13 protein-coding genes, 1 tRNA gene and 1 pseudogene are annotated in these 15,448 nt (G+C 69.2%); 3 read left to right on the top strand and 12 right to left on the bottom strand.

Annotation, left to right across the window (positions count from 1 at the left end):
• Positions 1 to 37: 37 nt before the first annotated feature.
• Both ACF08M_RS37125 and ACF08M_RS37120 read right to left on the bottom strand, forming a co-directional pair.
• Positions 38 to 1,429, bottom strand: coding sequence for an NAD(P)/FAD-dependent oxidoreductase (locus tag ACF08M_RS37125; RefSeq protein ID WP_392189710.1), 1,392 nt, complete (start codon positions 1,427 to 1,429; stop codon positions 38 to 40).
• Positions 1,426 to 1,671, bottom strand: a complete 246-nt coding sequence (locus tag ACF08M_RS37120) for a ferredoxin (RefSeq protein WP_392189709.1) — start codon at positions 1,669 to 1,671, stop codon at positions 1,426 to 1,428. The genes ACF08M_RS37125 and ACF08M_RS37120 overlap by 4 nt, the downstream gene beginning before the upstream one ends.
• Positions 1,672 to 2,141: 470 nt before the next feature.
• Here ACF08M_RS37120 and ACF08M_RS37115 point away from each other — a divergent pair, with 470 nt between their 5' ends.
• Positions 2,142 to 2,981 (top strand): SDR family oxidoreductase, encoded by an 840-nt coding sequence (locus tag ACF08M_RS37115; protein ID WP_392189708.1) that lies wholly within the window; start codon positions 2,142 to 2,144, stop codon positions 2,979 to 2,981.
• Between the two features lie 126 nt (positions 2,982 to 3,107).
• Here the strand turns inward: ACF08M_RS37115 and ACF08M_RS37110 are convergent, their stop codons facing one another.
• From ACF08M_RS37110 to ACF08M_RS37085, 6 genes are all read right to left on the bottom strand, one after another.
• Positions 3,108 to 4,925, bottom strand: a complete 1,818-nt coding sequence (locus tag ACF08M_RS37110) for a glycoside hydrolase family 15 protein (protein WP_392189707.1) — start codon at positions 4,923 to 4,925, stop codon at positions 3,108 to 3,110.
• A gap of 193 nt (positions 4,926 to 5,118) precedes the next feature.
• Positions 5,119 to 6,111 carry an urease accessory protein UreD gene (locus ACF08M_RS37105; protein WP_392189706.1) on the bottom strand — a complete coding sequence of 331 codons (993 nt, stop codon included), beginning with the start codon at positions 6,109 to 6,111 and terminating at the stop codon, positions 5,119 to 5,121.
• Positions 6,087 to 6,782, bottom strand: a complete 696-nt coding sequence (gene ureG / locus ACF08M_RS37100; RefSeq protein ID WP_392189705.1) for an urease accessory protein UreG — start codon at positions 6,780 to 6,782, stop codon at positions 6,087 to 6,089. The genes ACF08M_RS37105 and ureG overlap by 25 nt, the downstream gene beginning before the upstream one ends.
• Before the next feature lie 47 nt (positions 6,783 to 6,829).
• The gene (locus ACF08M_RS37095) at positions 6,830 to 7,504 is read right to left on the bottom strand and encodes an urease accessory protein UreF (protein WP_392189704.1); all 675 of its coding nucleotides are present in this window, start codon (positions 7,502 to 7,504) and stop codon (positions 6,830 to 6,832) included.
• A gap of 76 nt (positions 7,505 to 7,580) precedes the next feature.
• On the bottom strand, positions 7,581 to 9,413 hold the full coding sequence (locus ACF08M_RS37090) for an urease subunit alpha (RefSeq protein ID WP_392189703.1): 1,833 nt from the start codon (positions 9,411 to 9,413) through the stop codon (positions 7,581 to 7,583).
• Complete coding sequence (locus tag ACF08M_RS37085) at positions 9,397 to 10,059, bottom strand: urease subunit gamma (RefSeq protein ID WP_392189743.1); 663 nt, start codon at positions 10,057 to 10,059, stop codon at positions 9,397 to 9,399. Before ACF08M_RS37085 ends, ACF08M_RS37090 begins: the two co-directional genes overlap by 17 nt.
• A 370-nt stretch (positions 10,060 to 10,429) precedes the next feature.
• On the opposite strand from ACF08M_RS37085, the pseudogene ACF08M_RS37080 reads away from it, so the two are divergent.
• Positions 10,430 to 10,921: pseudogene (locus tag ACF08M_RS37080) on the top strand (tyrosine-type recombinase/integrase); the annotation flags it as partial.
• Positions 10,922 to 11,023: 102 nt separating this feature from the next.
• On the opposite strand, the gene ACF08M_RS37075 reads toward ACF08M_RS37080, so the two are convergent.
• Positions 11,024 to 11,096, bottom strand: a tRNA-Arg gene (locus ACF08M_RS37075).
• A gap of 907 nt (positions 11,097 to 12,003) precedes the next feature.
• Between ACF08M_RS37075 and ACF08M_RS37070 the strand changes: the two genes are divergently transcribed.
• The gene (locus tag ACF08M_RS37070; protein WP_392189702.1) at positions 12,004 to 12,402 is read left to right on the top strand and encodes a GNAT family N-acetyltransferase; all 399 of its coding nucleotides are present in this window, start codon (positions 12,004 to 12,006) and stop codon (positions 12,400 to 12,402) included.
• 1 nt (position 12,403) lies between these two features.
• Here ACF08M_RS37070 and ACF08M_RS37065 read toward each other — a convergent pair whose 3' ends face one another.
• The 3 genes from ACF08M_RS37065 to ACF08M_RS37055 all read right to left on the bottom strand — a co-directional run bounded on the left by ACF08M_RS37065 (position 12,404) and on the right by ACF08M_RS37055 (position 15,089).
• Complete coding sequence (locus tag ACF08M_RS37065; RefSeq protein ID WP_392189701.1) at positions 12,404 to 13,651, bottom strand: hypothetical protein; 1,248 nt, start codon at positions 13,649 to 13,651, stop codon at positions 12,404 to 12,406.
• 18 nt (positions 13,652 to 13,669) lie between these two features.
• The gene (locus tag ACF08M_RS37060) at positions 13,670 to 13,882 is read right to left on the bottom strand and encodes a DUF6924 domain-containing protein (protein ID WP_392189700.1); all 213 of its coding nucleotides are present in this window, start codon (positions 13,880 to 13,882) and stop codon (positions 13,670 to 13,672) included.
• Positions 13,883 to 14,015: 133 nt separating this feature from the next.
• Positions 14,016 to 15,089 (bottom strand): tellurite resistance/C4-dicarboxylate transporter family protein, encoded by a 1,074-nt coding sequence (locus tag ACF08M_RS37055; RefSeq protein WP_392189699.1) that lies wholly within the window; start codon positions 15,087 to 15,089, stop codon positions 14,016 to 14,018.
• Positions 15,090 to 15,448: the final 359 nt, after the last annotated feature.

The following is a 15,448-nucleotide window of genomic DNA, read 5'->3' as shown; positions in this document are numbered from 1 at the left end:
CGCTGTCCCTCCTGGTCTTACCTAGGCCTGCCTGGTCCTATCGGTTCTGGTGCACGGCCGTGACGCGTCGCTCACTCGGATCGTGGCCGGTGACGACCACAGTGGCGCCCTGGGCGAGGAGGAGGGGGCCGGGGAAGTCGACGGGCACCGGTTTCATGTCGGCGGGCTGGTCGGGCATGGGGCAGGGGGGCGGGAAGGGCGCGGCCGTCTCGATGAGCTTCCGGTAGTGGTCCAGCCACTTGGCGTTGTTGAAACTCACTGCCGCGGTGACGCGGCCCCGGTAGCCGTATGCGGCGACGAAGCGGTGGTCGGGCACCGATCCCTGGGTGATGACCACCTCGTCGGCGAAGGTCGGCACGCCGACGGACTTGATGTTGACCCCGAACTGGATCGACCAGAACAGCGGGATGGACAGGTGGGGCCAGCGGTCCGCCTGGCCGCTGACCATGTTGTGTGCCGCTACCTCGGCCTGCTCCACGGCGTTGGCCCAGTGCTCCAGCGAGATGAGCCGGTACTCGTAGATCGGGTTCGGGCAGCGTGCCACGTCTCCGGCGGCGAAGACATCGTCGGTGACCAGGCCGTTGAGGTCGAGGGCGCGGCAGCCGGTGTCGCAGGCGATCCCCCAGACACCCGCCGCAAGTCCTGAGCCCCGCAGCCACTCGGTATTGCGGATGCCACCGAGTGCCACCACCGCCACGTCGGCGTCGACCGTGGTGCCGTCGTCGAAGTGAGCGCGGCGAAGCCGCCCCTGCGCGTCGCCCTCCAGCCGGGTCACCTTGACACCGCAGCGCAGGTCGACACCGTGGGCGCGCTGCATGTCCGCCGCGACCCCACCGACCATGGCGCCGAGCGCCCCGACCAGTGGGGCCGGCGCGAGTTCGGCTACGGTCACCGGGATGTCCCGTTCGCGACAGACGGAGGCGATCTCGGAGCCGGTGAATCCCGCACCGATGACCAGTACGCGGGAGGGCCCGGCGGCGAGGGCTCGCCGGAGGCCCTCGGCGTGTTCGCGCGTACGTACGACAAAGACCCCGTCCAGTGCCGCCTCGCTCTCGACGAACCAGGGCCGGGCCCGGACCCCGGTGGAGATCAGCACCCGGTCGAAGGGGACCTCGCGCCCGTCGGCGAGACGCACTTGGTTGGTCGCCAGGTCCAGTCCGCCGGCGGGTACGCCCAGCAGCCACTCCGCATCGATGTCACGACGGCGTGGCAGCTTGGTGTTTTCGGCCGGCACCCATCCGGTCAGTACCTGCTTGGACAGGGGAGGCCGGTCGTAGGGCTCGCCCAGCTCGTCGCCGATCATGGTCAGCGATCCGGTGAAACCCGCGTTGCGCAGTGCCTCCGCGGCCCGCAGTCCCGCCAGCGACGCCCCGACGACCACGATGCGGCCGTCACGCTTGAACGCTTGCAGATTGTCGGCGCTGGTCATGACGGCGACGCCTCCGCCGGTGCGTCCGGTCCCGCCGGCCGGTCGACTTCCTCCAGCCGGTCGACCAGAATCGCTTGGACCGGGCAGGCCGCCGCGGCGCGCAGCACCTGATCGCGCTGGGCGTCGTCGGCGTTCGGGTCGTACATCAGAGCTTCCTCGCCGTGCATCCGGAACGCGTCCGGGGCCAGGAAGGCGCACTGCGCATACCCTTCACATCGGGAAAGATCAACGACAACTCTCATCCCGGCCTCCACAGGGACTACAAGCTGCGGGCCCGGAGCCGGCGCCACTCGGTGCGCAGGGTGCGCAAGGCGCGCAAGGAGTGAGACGGCGAGAGAGAAGGGATGTAGCCGTTGCCCAGCTCCGCGGACGCCAGGTGAAGCACCGCGCTCGTCGGGTCGCCGCAGAAGGAATTGGTTATCGCGTACAAGGCGACCGGCGGATAAAACCGCCCAGAGATCCTGACCTTCCTGTCAAACAGCGTATCCCGCCCGTGCATTGCCCGCACTCCGGGAAGGCTGTTCGGCCGATCGGCGCCGGAGTCCCCTGTCCCCGGAGCCCGGTCGCGTCTGGCCGATCGGCCGATCGGCGCAATCTGCCCGTGCCCGGCGTGTGGCCCGGGTTCTCGGATGATTCGGTGTCGACAGGAGCCGACCAGCCCCACATGAGGCCGTGAGGTCGTGAGGTCGGCCAGTCGAGGAGGAGAGCCGGCGTGAGCGTGACTCAGGGAGCCCCCCGGGGTGCTGTTCCCCCGCATCTGCTGAAGGGCCAGAAGGCACTCGTCACCGGGGCGAACTCGGGCATCGGCAAGGCGACGGCCATCGGCCTGGGGCGTGCCGGAGCCGACGTGGTCGTGAACTACGTCGCCGGGCGCGAGGAGGCCGAGCAGGTGGTCGAGGAGATCTCCGGGTTCGGCGTGCGCGCTATGGCGTACGAGGCCGATGTGTCCCAGGAGGACCAGGTCGCCGCGATGACCGAACGGATGGTGCAGGAGTTCGGAACCATCGACATCCTCGTGGCCAACGCCGGGCTGCAGCGCGACGCTCCGTTCACCGAGATGACGACGGCCCAGTGGCAGAAGGTGCTGGACGTCAATCTCACCGGCCAGTTCCTGTGCGCCCGGGAGGCGACGAAGGAGTTCTTGCGCAGGGGAGTCGTCCCCGAGGTGTCGCGAGCGGCCGGAAAGATCATCTGTATGAGCTCGGTGCACCAGCTCATCCCTTGGGCCGGTCACGTCAACTACGCCGCTTCCAAGGGCGGCGTACAGATGATGATGGAGACGCTCGCCCAGGAACTCGCGCCCCACAGGATCAGGGTCAACGCAATTGCTCCGGGAGCCATCAGGACTCCCATCAATCGCAGCGCCTGGGACACCCCCGACGCCGAAAAGGACCTGTTGCGTCTGATTCCCTACGGGCGCGTCGGCGATCCGGAGGACATCGCCCACGCGGCCGTCGGGCTCGCCTCGGACCTCATGGACTACGTGGTGGGCACCACGCTCTACGTGGACGGCGGCATGACCCTCTTTCCCGGTTTCGCCACCGGCGGCTGAACCGCTGCGCGGCCTCGACCGGCAGACTGAACTGCTGCGCGGCCTCGACCGGCAGACTGAACTGCTGCGCGGCCTCGACCGGCAGGCGGGACCCTCGTTCTCGACCGGCAGGCGGGGCCCTCGTTCTCAGTCCTGCTGTTGGTCGAGGGCGTCGTCCAGGGTGGTGGCGGCCATGATCAGCGACAGGTGCGTGAAAGCCTGCGGGAAATTGCCCAACTGCTCGCCACTGGGGCCGATCTCCTCAGCGAACAGGCCGACGTGGTTGGCATAGGTCTGCATCTTCTCGAAGGCATACCGCGCCGGACGTATCCGCCCGGCGCGGGCAAGAGCGTCCACATAGAGGAAGGTGCAGAGGCTGAAGGTGCCTTCGGAGCCCCGCAGACCGTCCGGGGAGGCCGCAGGGTCATAGCGGTAGACGAGGCTGTCCGACACCAGCGTGCGTTCCATCGCGTCCAGGGTCGACAGCCAGCTCATCGTCCTGGGCGCCAGGAACCCGACGCGCGGAATGAGCAGCAGCGAAGCGTCGAGGACATCGCTTCCGTAGTGCTGGACGAGGGCCTGTTCCTTCTCGTTCCAGCCCCGCTCCATCACCTGTTCGAGAATCGCGTCGCGCGCCGCGGTCCACCGAGGAGCGTCGGCGGGACGGCTGTGCTCTCTTGCCAGACGCAGCCCCCGGTCGAAGGCCGTCCATGCCATCACCCGGCTGAAGGTGAAGTCCTGGCTCCCGCCACGTGTCTCCCAGATGCCTTCGTCGGGGCGATCCCAGGAATCGGCCAGCCAGTCCAGCGTGCGCGCGAGGTTCTTCCAGCCGTGGTAGCTGCCTCCCATGGCGACCTCCTGCCCCTCCGACAAGGCGTAGAGCGCCTCCCCGTAGATGTCCAGCTGCAGCTGATCGGCCGCCGCGTTCCCCAGCCGCACCGGATGCGAACCCCGATAGCCCTCGAAGTGCGCGAGGATCTCTTCCGGCACCTCGGGGTCTCCGTCGACGCGGTACATGATCTGCAGCGGCTCGCCATCGACGCCCTCCCGGGCCTGGAGGCGGTCGCCCATCCAGTGCGTGAACTGTGCGGCCTCCTCGGCGAACCCCAGATCGAGCAGGGCGCGTACGGACAGAGAGCCGTCACGGACCCAGGTGTAGCGGTAGTCCCAGTTGCGTTCACCCCCGATCTGCTCGGGCAAGCCCATGGTGGCGGCGGCGACGGGAGCACCTGTGGGTGCGTAGGTGAGCAGCTTGAGCGTGATGGCCGAGCGGTGCACCACCCCCGGCCACCGGCCGCGGTACCGGGAGGAGCGCACCCAGCGCTGCCAGAAGTCCACCGTGTTCCAGAACCGCTCCATCGCCCGGTCCAGGGTGAGCGGCGGCGGTGGGTCACCATTGGGACCGCAGACGGTGAACACCGCTGCGGCCACCTCACCCGCCCGCAAGGTCACCGCACCCCGTACGTCCGTGCCGTCCTGCTGCAGGGGAAAGGTGCTTTGCAGACAGGCGGTGTCGTTCGGTGCCCGGAACGTGGCGGTACCGTCCTGCAAATCGAGACCGTGGGTGGCCCGGCCGTAGTCGAAGCGCGGACGGCATTCCAGAGCGAAGCGCACCGTTCCGCGTACCGCACGCACGCCGCGCAGCAGTACATGCCTGTCCGTGGGGGTGCCGGTGCGATCCGGTGGCATGCAGTCGAAAACCTCGCCGACCCCGTCCGGCGACATGAACCGCGTGACCAGGACTGCGGTGTCGGGGTAGTAGAGCTGCTTGCAGGTGGTGGTCCTGGTTTCCGGCGCGAACAGGAAGTAGCCGCCGCGGTCGTGGTCGAGCAGGGCGGCGAAGACACTGGGCGAGTCGAACCGGGGAGCAGCGAACCAGTCGACGACCCCTTGGGAGGACACCAGAGCAGCGGTCTGCAGGTCGCCGACGAGGCCGTGGTCGGCAATGGGCGGGTAACGGTCCATGATCGTCTCGCTTCCCTGAAGCCCCTGAAGCCCCTGAAGCCCCCGAGGCCCCTGATTCCACTGTCCGCCCTGTGCGACGAGGCTGCCACGGGATGCGGCGCAAGGGGCGAGCGGCGCGCAAGGGGCGAGCGGCGCGACGGCCGGTGTCAGGAGGCGAGGGTGCCGATGCCGTCTCCGACCCGCTTCAGACCGATCACAAGAGCGCGCTCCGGGCCGCACCGGCCCGGGCGGCCACGGCGTCCTCGGGCACCGGCGTCTCGTAAACGTACGCGAGGGCCGTGTCGAGGAGGTGGCGCAGCAGGGCCGGTGTCGGGGCGACGGCGGTGGCGACCAGGGCCTGGGTGTCGGCGAGGGGGGTCAGTACCGCGTGTCCCTTCGCCGGTTCGTCGCCGATGACGCGCGGCCCCTGGTGGGCGCCCGGCTCCGGGCCGACCAGGAGGAGTTGCCCGGTCGCGCGGTGGCTGCCCAGGACAGCGGGGCCGTCCCATGCCGGTGCCGGGTCGCCGTAGGAGGTGTGCTGATCGAGGAGCGGCCGTCCGTCGCGGCGTACGGTCAGGCGGGTGGTGAGGTGGCCCGGCGGTTCCCCGGAACGGCCCAGGAGCTGTTCCTCCCGCATGAGCAGACGGGAGGTGGCGGCGAGGTCCACGTCGAACGTCTGGTGCAGGGTGCTGCCCCGTGTGCTGATCAGCGGTTCGGGCAGCCAGTGCAGGGACGCGTGCTCGCCCACACCGATCCGTACGTCGTAGGTGGCGGGGGCGGTGGTGGAGCCGCGCAGGGCGATGGTGGCGGCTGCGGTGGTCACCTCCAGCCGGGCGCGTGTCCCGGCGGTGATGTCGAGCGTGAGCCGGTCTCCGCCGAGCGGCGCGCTCATCGCGCCGAGCACGCAGACTCGCGCCTGCTCTCCGCGGGCCCGCAGCCGACGCAGGTGGAAGGGGCCGTCGTTGTGCAGGAGGGGGACCGTTGTGGTGCGGCCGTTGTGGGTGGCCCGGATGCGGGCGGTCGCGTCGACTCCGCATGGGTGCGCCGGGGCGGGCTCGGCGGTGGGCGACGCCTTGGGCGGGCCGGGCTCGGCGGACCCCCGGTTGGTCGTTCCACCGCCGGCGCGAGGCAGTTCGCCGGTCGGCGCCTGGATTGTGGCCGGCGCCTGTGCGGCGGCGCCGTTCACCGGGTGGATCCGGCGTGCCACGCGGCGAGGCAGCCGGTGACCCAGTCGGCGACCGGTTGGACGCCGTCGGTGCTGGTGAGGCTGGTGAAGACGTACGGCCGTTCATTGCGCTGCTTGCGGGTGTCGGCGGCCATGGTGTCCAGGTCGACGCCGACGTAGGGCGCCAGGTCGGTCTTGTTGACCACGAGGAGGTCGGCGGTGGTGATGCCGGGGCCGCCCTTGCGGGGGATGTCGTCGCCGCTGGCCACGTCGATGACGAAGACCTGGGTGTCGACGAGTCCGCGGGAGAAGGTCGCGGTGAGGTTGTCCCCGCCGGACTCGATGAAGACCAGGTCCAGCGGGGTCAGGGTCTGTTCGAGGTGCTCGACCGCTTCGAGGTTGGCGGAGATGTCGTCGCGGATGGCGGTGTGCGGGCAGGCTCCGGTTTCGACGGCGGTGATCCGCTCCGGTGGCAGTACGGCTTCGCGGCGCAGGAAGGCGGCGTCCTCCTGGGTGTAGATGTCGTTCGTGACCACGGCGATGGACAGCCGGTCGCGCAGGGTGCGGCACAGCGCGGCGACGGTCGCGGTCTTGCCCGAGCCGACGGGTCCGCCGAAGCCGATGCGCAGGGCCCGGCGGCTGCCGTCGGCGAGCAGCGGGTCGGCGCTGTGGGTGTGGCGGTGCGGCATGGTCACGGGGTGGTCGAGATGCACGAGGGTGCTCCAGGTCGGTCAGGTCGGTCAGGGGTGGTCAGGGGTGGTCAGGAGGCGAAGAGGCGGACGGTCCAGGCGGCGTGCTGCTCACCGGTGATGTCCAGCAAGGGGGCGGAGGCGGCAGGCAGGACGGCGACGCCCTCCGTTGCCACGCGTCCCGCCGCTTCGGCCGCGGTGTCGGCGACGGCGTCGAGTTCGTCGGCGAGCCGCGCCAGTACGGCGGTGGCGTCGAACGGGTCGAGGCTCAGCAGGCGTACGGCCGCGGTCGCCGGACCGCCGACGCTCTCGTAGACGGCGGCATGGGCGGCATCGAGCGGAGTGAGTCCTGCGGCGCGGGCGGCGACGCCGAGGACGACCGGCTGGTGGGCCCCCTGGGGCCGGTGGCGGGCGAGCTGGTCGAGGTCGGTGCTGGGCCAGGTGGCCCGGGCCGCGCGCATCATCTGACGGCCCAGGCGGCGGGCGATGTCCCGCAGGGCCGGTGCGGGGGTGCGGGTGTCGGCGGCCTCGTCCAGGGCGAGGGCGTCGTGTCCGGCGGCGGCCGCGGCGGCGAGGCCGGCCGCGGTCGATCCGGCGGTGTGCAGCCGTCCCCGGCAGAACGCTTCCAGGCTCGCGGCGTCGTGTACCCGGCCGGAGGCGACGGCCGCCTCCATCCCGCCGGAGTGGGCGTGCCCGCCGGCGGGGAAGCGGCCGTCGGCCAGGATGAGCAGGGCAGTGCGGCTCATGGGGTGGCGGAACCGCCTTTCACAGGACGGCGGAACCGGGCGCGTCGGTGCGCCCGGTTCCGCTGGGATTGCGGGGTCAGAACAGGAAGTACCGCTGGGCCATGGGCAGTTCGGTGGCGTAGTTCCGCCCGACCTCCTGCCCGTCGACCCTGGTGCGGACGTCGGAGGTGGTGGCGCCGCCGATGGTGACGTCGAAGGTGTCGGGGTCGATGTCGATGTCCGGGACACCGTTGTTGTGGACCATGTCGGCCTTGGTGATCTCCCGGGTGGACCGGATCGCGCGCAGGGGCTTGAGCAGCCCGGCCCGGGAGAGTCCGCCGCCGAGGGCGGCCTCGGCGACGAAGTTGAGGGAGTTCGCGGCCGGGGAGCGGCCCTGGAAGCCCCAGACCGGGCGCGGCAGATAGGGCTGCGGGGTGGGGATGGAGGCGTTGGCGTCGCCGATCTGGGCGTAGGCGATCTGGCCGCCCTTGATGACCATGTGAGGTTTGACGCCGAAGAACTTCGGCTCCCACAGGACCAGGTCGGCGAGTTTGCCGGTCTCGACGGAACCGACCTCGTGGTCGATGCCGTGTGTGATGGCCGGGTTGATCGTGTACTTGGCGATGTAGCGCCTGGCCCGGAAGTTGTCCGCGTGCGCGTCGTCCTCGCGCAGGTGGCCGTAGCGGGACTTCATGACGTGCGCGGTCTGCCAGGTCCGCATGATCATCTCGCCGATGCGGCCCATGGCCTGGGCATCGGAGGACATCATCGAGATGGCGCCCATGTCGTGCAGCAGGTCCTCGGCGGCCATGGTGGAGGGCCTGATCCGGGAGTCGGCGAACGCCATGTCCGCGTCGACCTCCGGATTGAGGTGGTGGCACACGATCATCATGTCGACGTGCTCCTTGACGGTGTTGACCGTGAAGGGCCGAGTCGGGTTCGTGGACGCCGGCAGCACGTTCGGCTTGCTCACGAGGCTGATCATGTCGGGGGCGTGGCCGCCGCCGGCACCCTCGATGTGGAAGATGTGCAGACCGCGATACCTGGCGTCCTTGGTCCTGCGGTCCTTCTTGGTCGCGGCGAAGGTGTGGTGCACGAAGCCGGACTCGTTCAGTGAGTCGGCGTGCAGCGCGACCTGGACACCGGTCTCCTCGCAGACGGTCAGGGCCGCGTCGATCACCGCCGGGGTGGCGCCCCAGTCCTCGTGGATCTTGAAGCCGAGGGCACCCGCCGCGACCTGGTCGCGCAGTGCCTTCTTCGAGACGGTGCTGCCCTTGGCGAGCAGGCCGACATTGACCGGAAAGGCGTCGAGCGCCTCGAACATGCGCTGGATGTGCCATTCCCCGGGCGTCACGGTGGTGGCCGTGCTGCCTTCGGCGGGGCCGGTGCCGCCGCCGATCAGCGTGGTCACGCCCGACGCGACCGCCTCGTGGATCTGGTTCGGGCACAGGAAGTGCACGTGGGTGTCGACGCCGCCCGCGGTCAGGATGCGGCCCTTGCCGGAGATCACCTCCGTCTCCGGCCCCACGACGAAGTCGGACGCGCGCGGGTCGTCGTTGGGCTGTGGCGTCATGGTTTCGGGGTTGTACGCCTTGCCGATCGCCCTGATACGGCCGTCACGGAGTCCGACGTCAGCCTTGACCACGCCCCAGTGGTCCAGGATCAGGGCGCCGGTGATCACGGTGTCCACCGGCTCGCGGGGGTCGTCACGGGGGACGTGCGACTGCCCCATGGACTCGCGGATCACCTTGCCGCCGCCGAAGACCATCTCGTCGCCGCTGCGTCCCGGGCCGCCGCACCAGTCCGCATCGATGCGCAGGACGAGACCGGTATCGGCGAGCCGGACCCGGTCGTCGACGGTCGGCCCGTACAGGTCGGCGTAACGGGAACGCAGCAGCGGTTCCCAGGGCCTCTCAGTCCTGTCCGGCATCGAGGTGCTTCTCCTCTTCGCTCTTGTCGGCCTGGAGTCCGTGGACGATCCGCTCGCCGGCGATGGGCACCAGCATCACCGTGCGCTCATCGCAGGGTTCGAATCGCTCGGACGTGCCGGAGGCGATGTGCAGCCGCATCCCGTGGGCCGCCTCACGGGGAAACTTCAGACCCTCGTTGGCCTCGGCAAAGTGGAAGTGGGAGCCCACCTGGATCGGCCGGTCCTTGGGATTGGACACCACCAGCGGCACGGGCATCGCGCCCTCGTTGAACGGCACCCGGTGCTCGTCCTCGTCCGGCAGCAGTTCCAGCTTGCCCGGATGGACGTCCACTTCGGTGGCCGCCTCGTCGAACGGGTTGTGGACAGTCACCAGCTTCGTGCCGTCCGGGAACGTCGCCTCGACCTGAATGTTGTCGATCATCTCCGGCACGCCGTCCATGACCTCGCTGCGCCGCAGCACATGACGGCCGGACTCCATCACCGCGTCGACCGTCGCCCCGGCCCTTGCCTCCTCATAGACATGTGCCGTCAGCAGCGCCATCACCTCGGGATAGTTCAGCAGCAATCCGCGCTCACGGCGCCGACGGGCGACATCCGCCGCCACGTGGACCAACAAACGCTCCTGCTCATGCGGAGTCAGATGCACGCCGGTCCCCCTCTCCTGCTCGTCTGTTCGTCGCTTCACCCGCGCAGCAAGCACCCATCGAAGTGACGCCAAGGGCTGTAACCGCTGGGGCCGCCGCAAACCGATCATGGAGGGAATGGGGGGAAAATCCATGCAAACCGGTCCTGTTGACCCTGATGGGATGAACTGGAATCACGGGTTGTACGCGGGGCGCATCGGCAGATTTCACGACGCAACGCCCGCGCAGAGGGTGAACAACCACCGGCACGGCGCTTTCAGGCCCGGGCAGGTAGCTTGCTGCGCGTCTTCGCAGTTCCCGAAGGCTTGCATCAGTGAGCAGACGCCACGAAGCCCTGGCTTACCGCTCAGGTCCACCTCAAGCGCGCACCGCGACTTGGACAGCCGCGTTCTCTACGTCCGCCAGCAGACCCAGCGCCGTCGGGGTGTCCTGTACGACGACGATCCCAAGAGCCGCCGTCGCCGGGTCGTCCCGCTGCCCGCCCTCTGCATCGCGCCCCTGCGCTGGCACCGGATGCGGCAGGCAGTTGCTCGTGCCAAGGCGGGGGAGCGGTGGCAGGAGTCCGGCTACGTCTTCACCACCCGCACCGGCCGCCAGGTCGAGCCGCGGAACGTCTACCGTTCCTTCACCCGCGTCGCCCAGTCCACCGGCCTCCGCGTGATCCGACTGCACGACGCCCGACACGGCACGGCCACGCTCCTCACGGCGGCCGGAGTCGCACCGCGTGTCGTGATGGAGATCCTCGGCCACTCTCAGATCAGCATCACCATGGACGTCTACACCCACGTCGTCCAGGACACGCAGCGCGAGGCCATGAGCCACATGGATCGGCTGCTCAGGAAGAGGCGCCCCGATTGTGGGTGACCGCCCGCGTTGATGTCAGACGTGGATGTCACGGACCTAGGAACGTTCCCATGTCATGACGAAGGCCTGCTAGGAAGGTGCTCCTAGCAGGCCTTTTCTTTGTGCCCCCGGCAGGATTCGAACCTGCGACACCCGCTTTAGGAGAGCGGTGCTCTATCCCCTGAGCTACGAAGGCGGGGGCTTGTAGAAAACCTTGGGGAAAACCCAGCGAGTGGATCTTCGACGAGGCTTACAAGCCCGCTGGTCGGACGGGGTGCGGCGCCCTCTGCGATCTTGCTCGGGCAGACAGCGGGACGCACTGACGACTGACCAGGGACAGCCTAGCGGATCTGTGCCGGTGAGGGGCCTCCGTATCGGGGTAGCTCAGCGAAAGCGGATGCGGCATGCCTCTGACCTGCTGATTTCGTGTAGGGGGTGATGGTCGAGGGGTGGCGGAGTGCGGTGGGGGAAGGCGAATTTTCCGTTCCGTTCCGTGCGTGAGCTCTTGAGGCGATGCGGGTGTGATCTTGAGAGGCGCTGACGTGTCTGCGGGCGCCCTTGCAGGGCGGCAGCCAGGGCTGGTGGTGATCGACCGGTGCTTCTGATTTGTATCCGGCAGTGGGCCTGCGCTGGGCTATTTGGTCAGATGTGCGGGAGTGGCGTGGCTTCGGGCGTGGGAGGCATCGCGCGGAGTGAGATCAGGCACGACGCTGCGGAGACGATGGTGAGCGTGGCGAAGAGGCGAGGGTAGCCGCCGAGTGGCGAGGCTAAGGGCTGTCCCGTAATCCCCGGCGGGCGCACGACGACAGCTACGGCACCTCGCCGCGTTGTCGGAACGCCCGAATACATCCAGTATGCGGACGTCCCTCCGCCTTGCGATGCACCGCATCTGACGCCGCGCGCTGATCCACCAGGGATTACGGGACAGCCCTTAGGCCGTTTCCTCCGGATCACCTTGCGGACCAGATGAGGATGCCTGCCCGGTGGAGGGCGGCTAATGGTGGAGTCGGGTATTGGAACTCCCGGAATGCCTCTGGCTGAAAGGGGCATAGGCCCCGAAAAAAGAGGGCTGAGCCGAAGTCTCTCGACCTACGATGCGGCCCATGATGATCACGTATGCGTGGCGCGGCGACTTCGACAACGCTGCCGTCAACGCGCTCCACGCGGAGGCGTTCGGTCACGTCCAGATGCCCATCGATTGGCAGGCACAAGTGCACCGCCACAGCCTCGGCTGGGTCTGTGCCCGGGAAGGCGGCAGGCTCGTAGGGTTTGTCAACGTTGCCTGGGACGGTGGCGTCCATGCCTTCGTTCTCGACACGATGGTCGCTCAGGACATGCGTAAGACCGGTGTCGGGACCGGACTCGTGACGACCGCTGTGCAAGGCGCCCATGCAGCGGACTGTGAATGGCTCCACGTTGACTTTGAAGAGCATCTGCGTCCCTTCTACTTCGACGCGTGCGGCTTCGGACCCACGGACGCAGGGCTCATCGCCCTGCGCTAGTTCACGCTTGCTCCGCAGTCGTCCGGCGGCTGATCTCGGCTGCGTAGGCGGCCCAGTCTCCGGCGGCGGCTTGCTGCCACTTGACGGCGACGGTGATGTCGATGCCGAGGGTGCGGGCGAGGACCGCGGCGGGCAGCTCGGTGGCCAGCTGGAACAGGACCGTCGAGCGGGTTTCCGCGAGCCGGATGCCGAGTTTGCGGAGCCGTTCGCCCATGGCCCAGGGGCGGATCGGGCGGCCGGGCTGGCCTCCGGGGAAGAGCCAGGGTGAGTCTGTGCGGCCGAGGACGGCATGGCTGCGGCGGACCGCGACTTGTCGGAGGGCCAGTTCAGCGATGGGTGCGGGAAGCTCGACGGGGACGGCGCCGAGACGGATGCGGACCGCTCCCTCTATCTCCTCGATGTGGTCGACGGTGAGCCGGGAGATCGCCGCGGGCCACTGGGCATAGAGGAGCAATAGCAGGCCGGCGAGGCGGTCATCGGGTTTGAGGGTGTCGTCGTGCAGCAGGCGTCGGGCGGTGGCCCAGCGGGCTTCGTCGTCCATCGCCTGGCAGGGGCCGTTCCATCGCTCGGCAGGGAAGCTGAGATCGCGGGCGATCTTCTGGGAAAGGGCCCAGCGCACGAAGTGGCCTGCCTCCCGGCGGTGGCGGGCGTCGTCGCTGGTCATCCAGCGTTCAAGGTCGGCCTGGCGGCAGGTGGCCAGGGTGAGGTTATGTTCTTCGAGCCAGTCCAGGAGGTGGACTGCCGCCCGCAGATGCCGGCGGGCGACCGTGAGCTGGTAGTGCGTGATGTCCTTGCCGCGGCTGCGTCGGCGGAGCCGGCGCAGGAGATGCCAGGTCGCGTACCTGTGCAGGATTTTCCGGCCCTCGGCCGTCGCGTGGGAGGAGACGAGGTCCTTCACGTGCCGTTCGAGACGGACCATCTGCTCATCTCGCTGGGGCAGGACTCCGGTGGCGACGAGGACGCTGCGGATGTGCTCGACGACCTTGCCTTCAGGGAGCTCGTCCAGGGCCTTGTGAGTGAGAGGCCGGCGGCCGGAGCCGAGATCGGACAGGACGGTGGAGACGATGCCCTTGGAGAGCCAGCGCATCGCGGTGCCGGCCCGCTCGGTGTCGGCCAGGGCGTCGTGAAGGAGCTGTAGCTTCGGGTTGATGGAGCCGGTGCCATCGGCGAGGAGTTCGTGGAGCCGCTGCTTGAGGCTGCAGCGGGGGCACGGTCCCGGTGCGTGAACGACTCGTATCTGCCGAGGCAACGGCCCCCGCTGTTCCGGTCAGATGGGCCGCAGCACCTGATCAGGCTCTCCGGAAGGAGCCCCGGCGTACTCTGTGAAGTCCACGTTGCCGAGCGCCAGGTCGGCCTGGATGCCGTGCACCGCGGCGGGCACGGCTCGAAACTCCCTGGGCTCCGGCGACTCGATGAGTTCCTGGTAGTAGACGGGGTCAAGGTCGCTCTCGTCCTCCCAGACGGTCGACAGAGCCAGCAACGCCCGCGCTGGCGCGGGCCGACTCGCCGCCGCCGTTGCCGAGTCGACTGCGGGTCCGGAGATCGACCAAACGCCCGACCGCTGTGAACAAGAGTGATGAATAACCGAGCTCAACACGGAGGTTGTTCGCTGCTCATTGCGACGTTTCGGTACGGCAGAGACTGCGTGTCAGCGCGGCGAGCATGGCCAGGAAGACCACGGCCCACACCGCTGCTGCCAGCCATGCCTCGCCCTCCCCGAGCGTGGTGAGCCAGGAGACCCCGACTGCGCTTCCCAGCTGCCGGGTCGCGACTCCGTACATACCGACGGGGAAAACCAGGCTCCACAGACTCGACGCGAAGCGCAGCGGAACATGCCGGGCCAGGTATCGCCAGGCACCGAGTGCGATCAGCAGCGGGACGAGCCAGGTGGCGAAGGACCAGAGCACGAAGCAGAGCGCGGAGGTGACCTCTGCCGGCAGCAGGCGATCGGCCGCCGGCAACCGGAGCAGAGCGGTACCCGCCAGCACGCTGATGGCGCCGGCGCCCATGAACACCCAGTAGGCGGGAATCAGTTCCTCCGGCGCCATCGGCCGCACGAGCATCCGGGACAGGACCAGCGGGGCCACCAGAACGTATTGCATCAGCCCGATCGCCCAGCACACCGAGGCGAACTCGGGCAGGAAGCCATGGGCTGCGGGCGTCAGCCGGTCAAGCGCCACTGCTGCGACGGCGACCGACTGGGTGGCGACCACCCAGAGGAACCAGGTGCCGTTCACCTGGTCCAGCGAGGGGCGTCGTCGGGCGGCTGCGACCAGCGCGAGCGGGATTCCGTACCCCAGCAGCAGCCAGCCCAGCACTCCGACGGCCAGCAGTACGGCAGCAGCCGTCCGATGCCCATCGGCCGCCATGCGGTCGGCCAGGATGTTGGAGGCCGCGACCGCGGTGAGAAACGCGAACCCGCTCGGCCCGACCGCGTCCGCGAGCAGTCGTCGTCGCCAGCACAGCAGCCGCCAGCCGTTGCCGAGCAGCAGAACCCCGTATCCGCTCAGGCCGATCACCAGCAGCGCCGCCGAGGCGCCGCGGGTGCCGTCCCGGTCGAGCGCACTGGACACGATGCCGGTTGCCATCACGAACGCAAAGGCCCCGGGGTCCAGGTTCCGCACCGCTGTGCGCACGGCTCGCCGGAGGCGACGCTGCGGGAGAGGGGTGGGCGCGGCCAAGGCCATTCACCCTCCGCCCGCAGACCTGGCCTGGGAACCGACCGGCCATTCGACGAGGACGGCGAGCCGACCGCGATCCGCTCCCCGAGTCCCGCTGAGCAGCGTCGGGCAGTCGAGGGCGTCGAACTCTCGCCGCGGGCGCACTACCGCATGGTGCCCCGACCGCGCCCCTTGGCGGTGCTCGTAGAGGCGGCCCGGCCCGCAGGCGTGCCGGCAGCGCGGTCGCACGGCAGGGGCGACGGCATGCAGCCCTTCGGCGCGGTGCATTCCTGGTGGCATGCTGTCAGATGGGCATTCGGTAGCCGTAGAACTCATGGTCCTCGTTGTAGCCGCCCTGCCCCGCGCCGAGGTGGGAGAAGCTCTCG

The organism is Streptomyces sp. NPDC015032 (assembly GCF_043080425.1).
Lineage (GTDB): Bacteria > Actinomycetota > Actinomycetes > Streptomycetales > Streptomycetaceae > Streptomyces.
The sequence above is the reverse complement of the archived record's forward strand: the minus strand, read 5'-3'. Positions and strand labels throughout refer to the sequence as shown.

Excerpts from the sequence above, each read along its gene's own strand:
- ACF08M_RS37125 (WP_392189710.1), bottom strand. The coding sequence starts at position 1,429 with ATGACCAGCGCCGACAATCTGCAAGCGTTCAAGCGTGACGGCCGCATC.
- ACF08M_RS37120 (WP_392189709.1), bottom strand. The coding sequence starts at position 1,671 with ATGAGAGTTGTCGTTGATCTTTCCCGATGTGAAGGGTATGCGCAGTGC.
- ACF08M_RS37110 (WP_392189707.1), bottom strand. The coding sequence starts at position 4,925 with ATGGACCGTTACCCGCCCATTGCCGACCACGGCCTCGTCGGCGACCTG.
- ACF08M_RS37095 (WP_392189704.1), bottom strand. The coding sequence starts at position 7,504 with ATGAGCCGCACTGCCCTGCTCATCCTGGCCGACGGCCGCTTCCCCGCC.
- ACF08M_RS37090 (WP_392189703.1), bottom strand. The coding sequence starts at position 9,413 with ATGCCGGACAGGACTGAGAGGCCCTGGGAACCGCTGCTGCGTTCCCGT.
- ACF08M_RS37070 (WP_392189702.1), top strand. The coding sequence starts at position 12,004 with ATGATGATCACGTATGCGTGGCGCGGCGACTTCGACAACGCTGCCGTC.
- ACF08M_RS37055 (WP_392189699.1), bottom strand. The coding sequence starts at position 15,089 with ATGGCCTTGGCCGCGCCCACCCCTCTCCCGCAGCGTCGCCTCCGGCGA.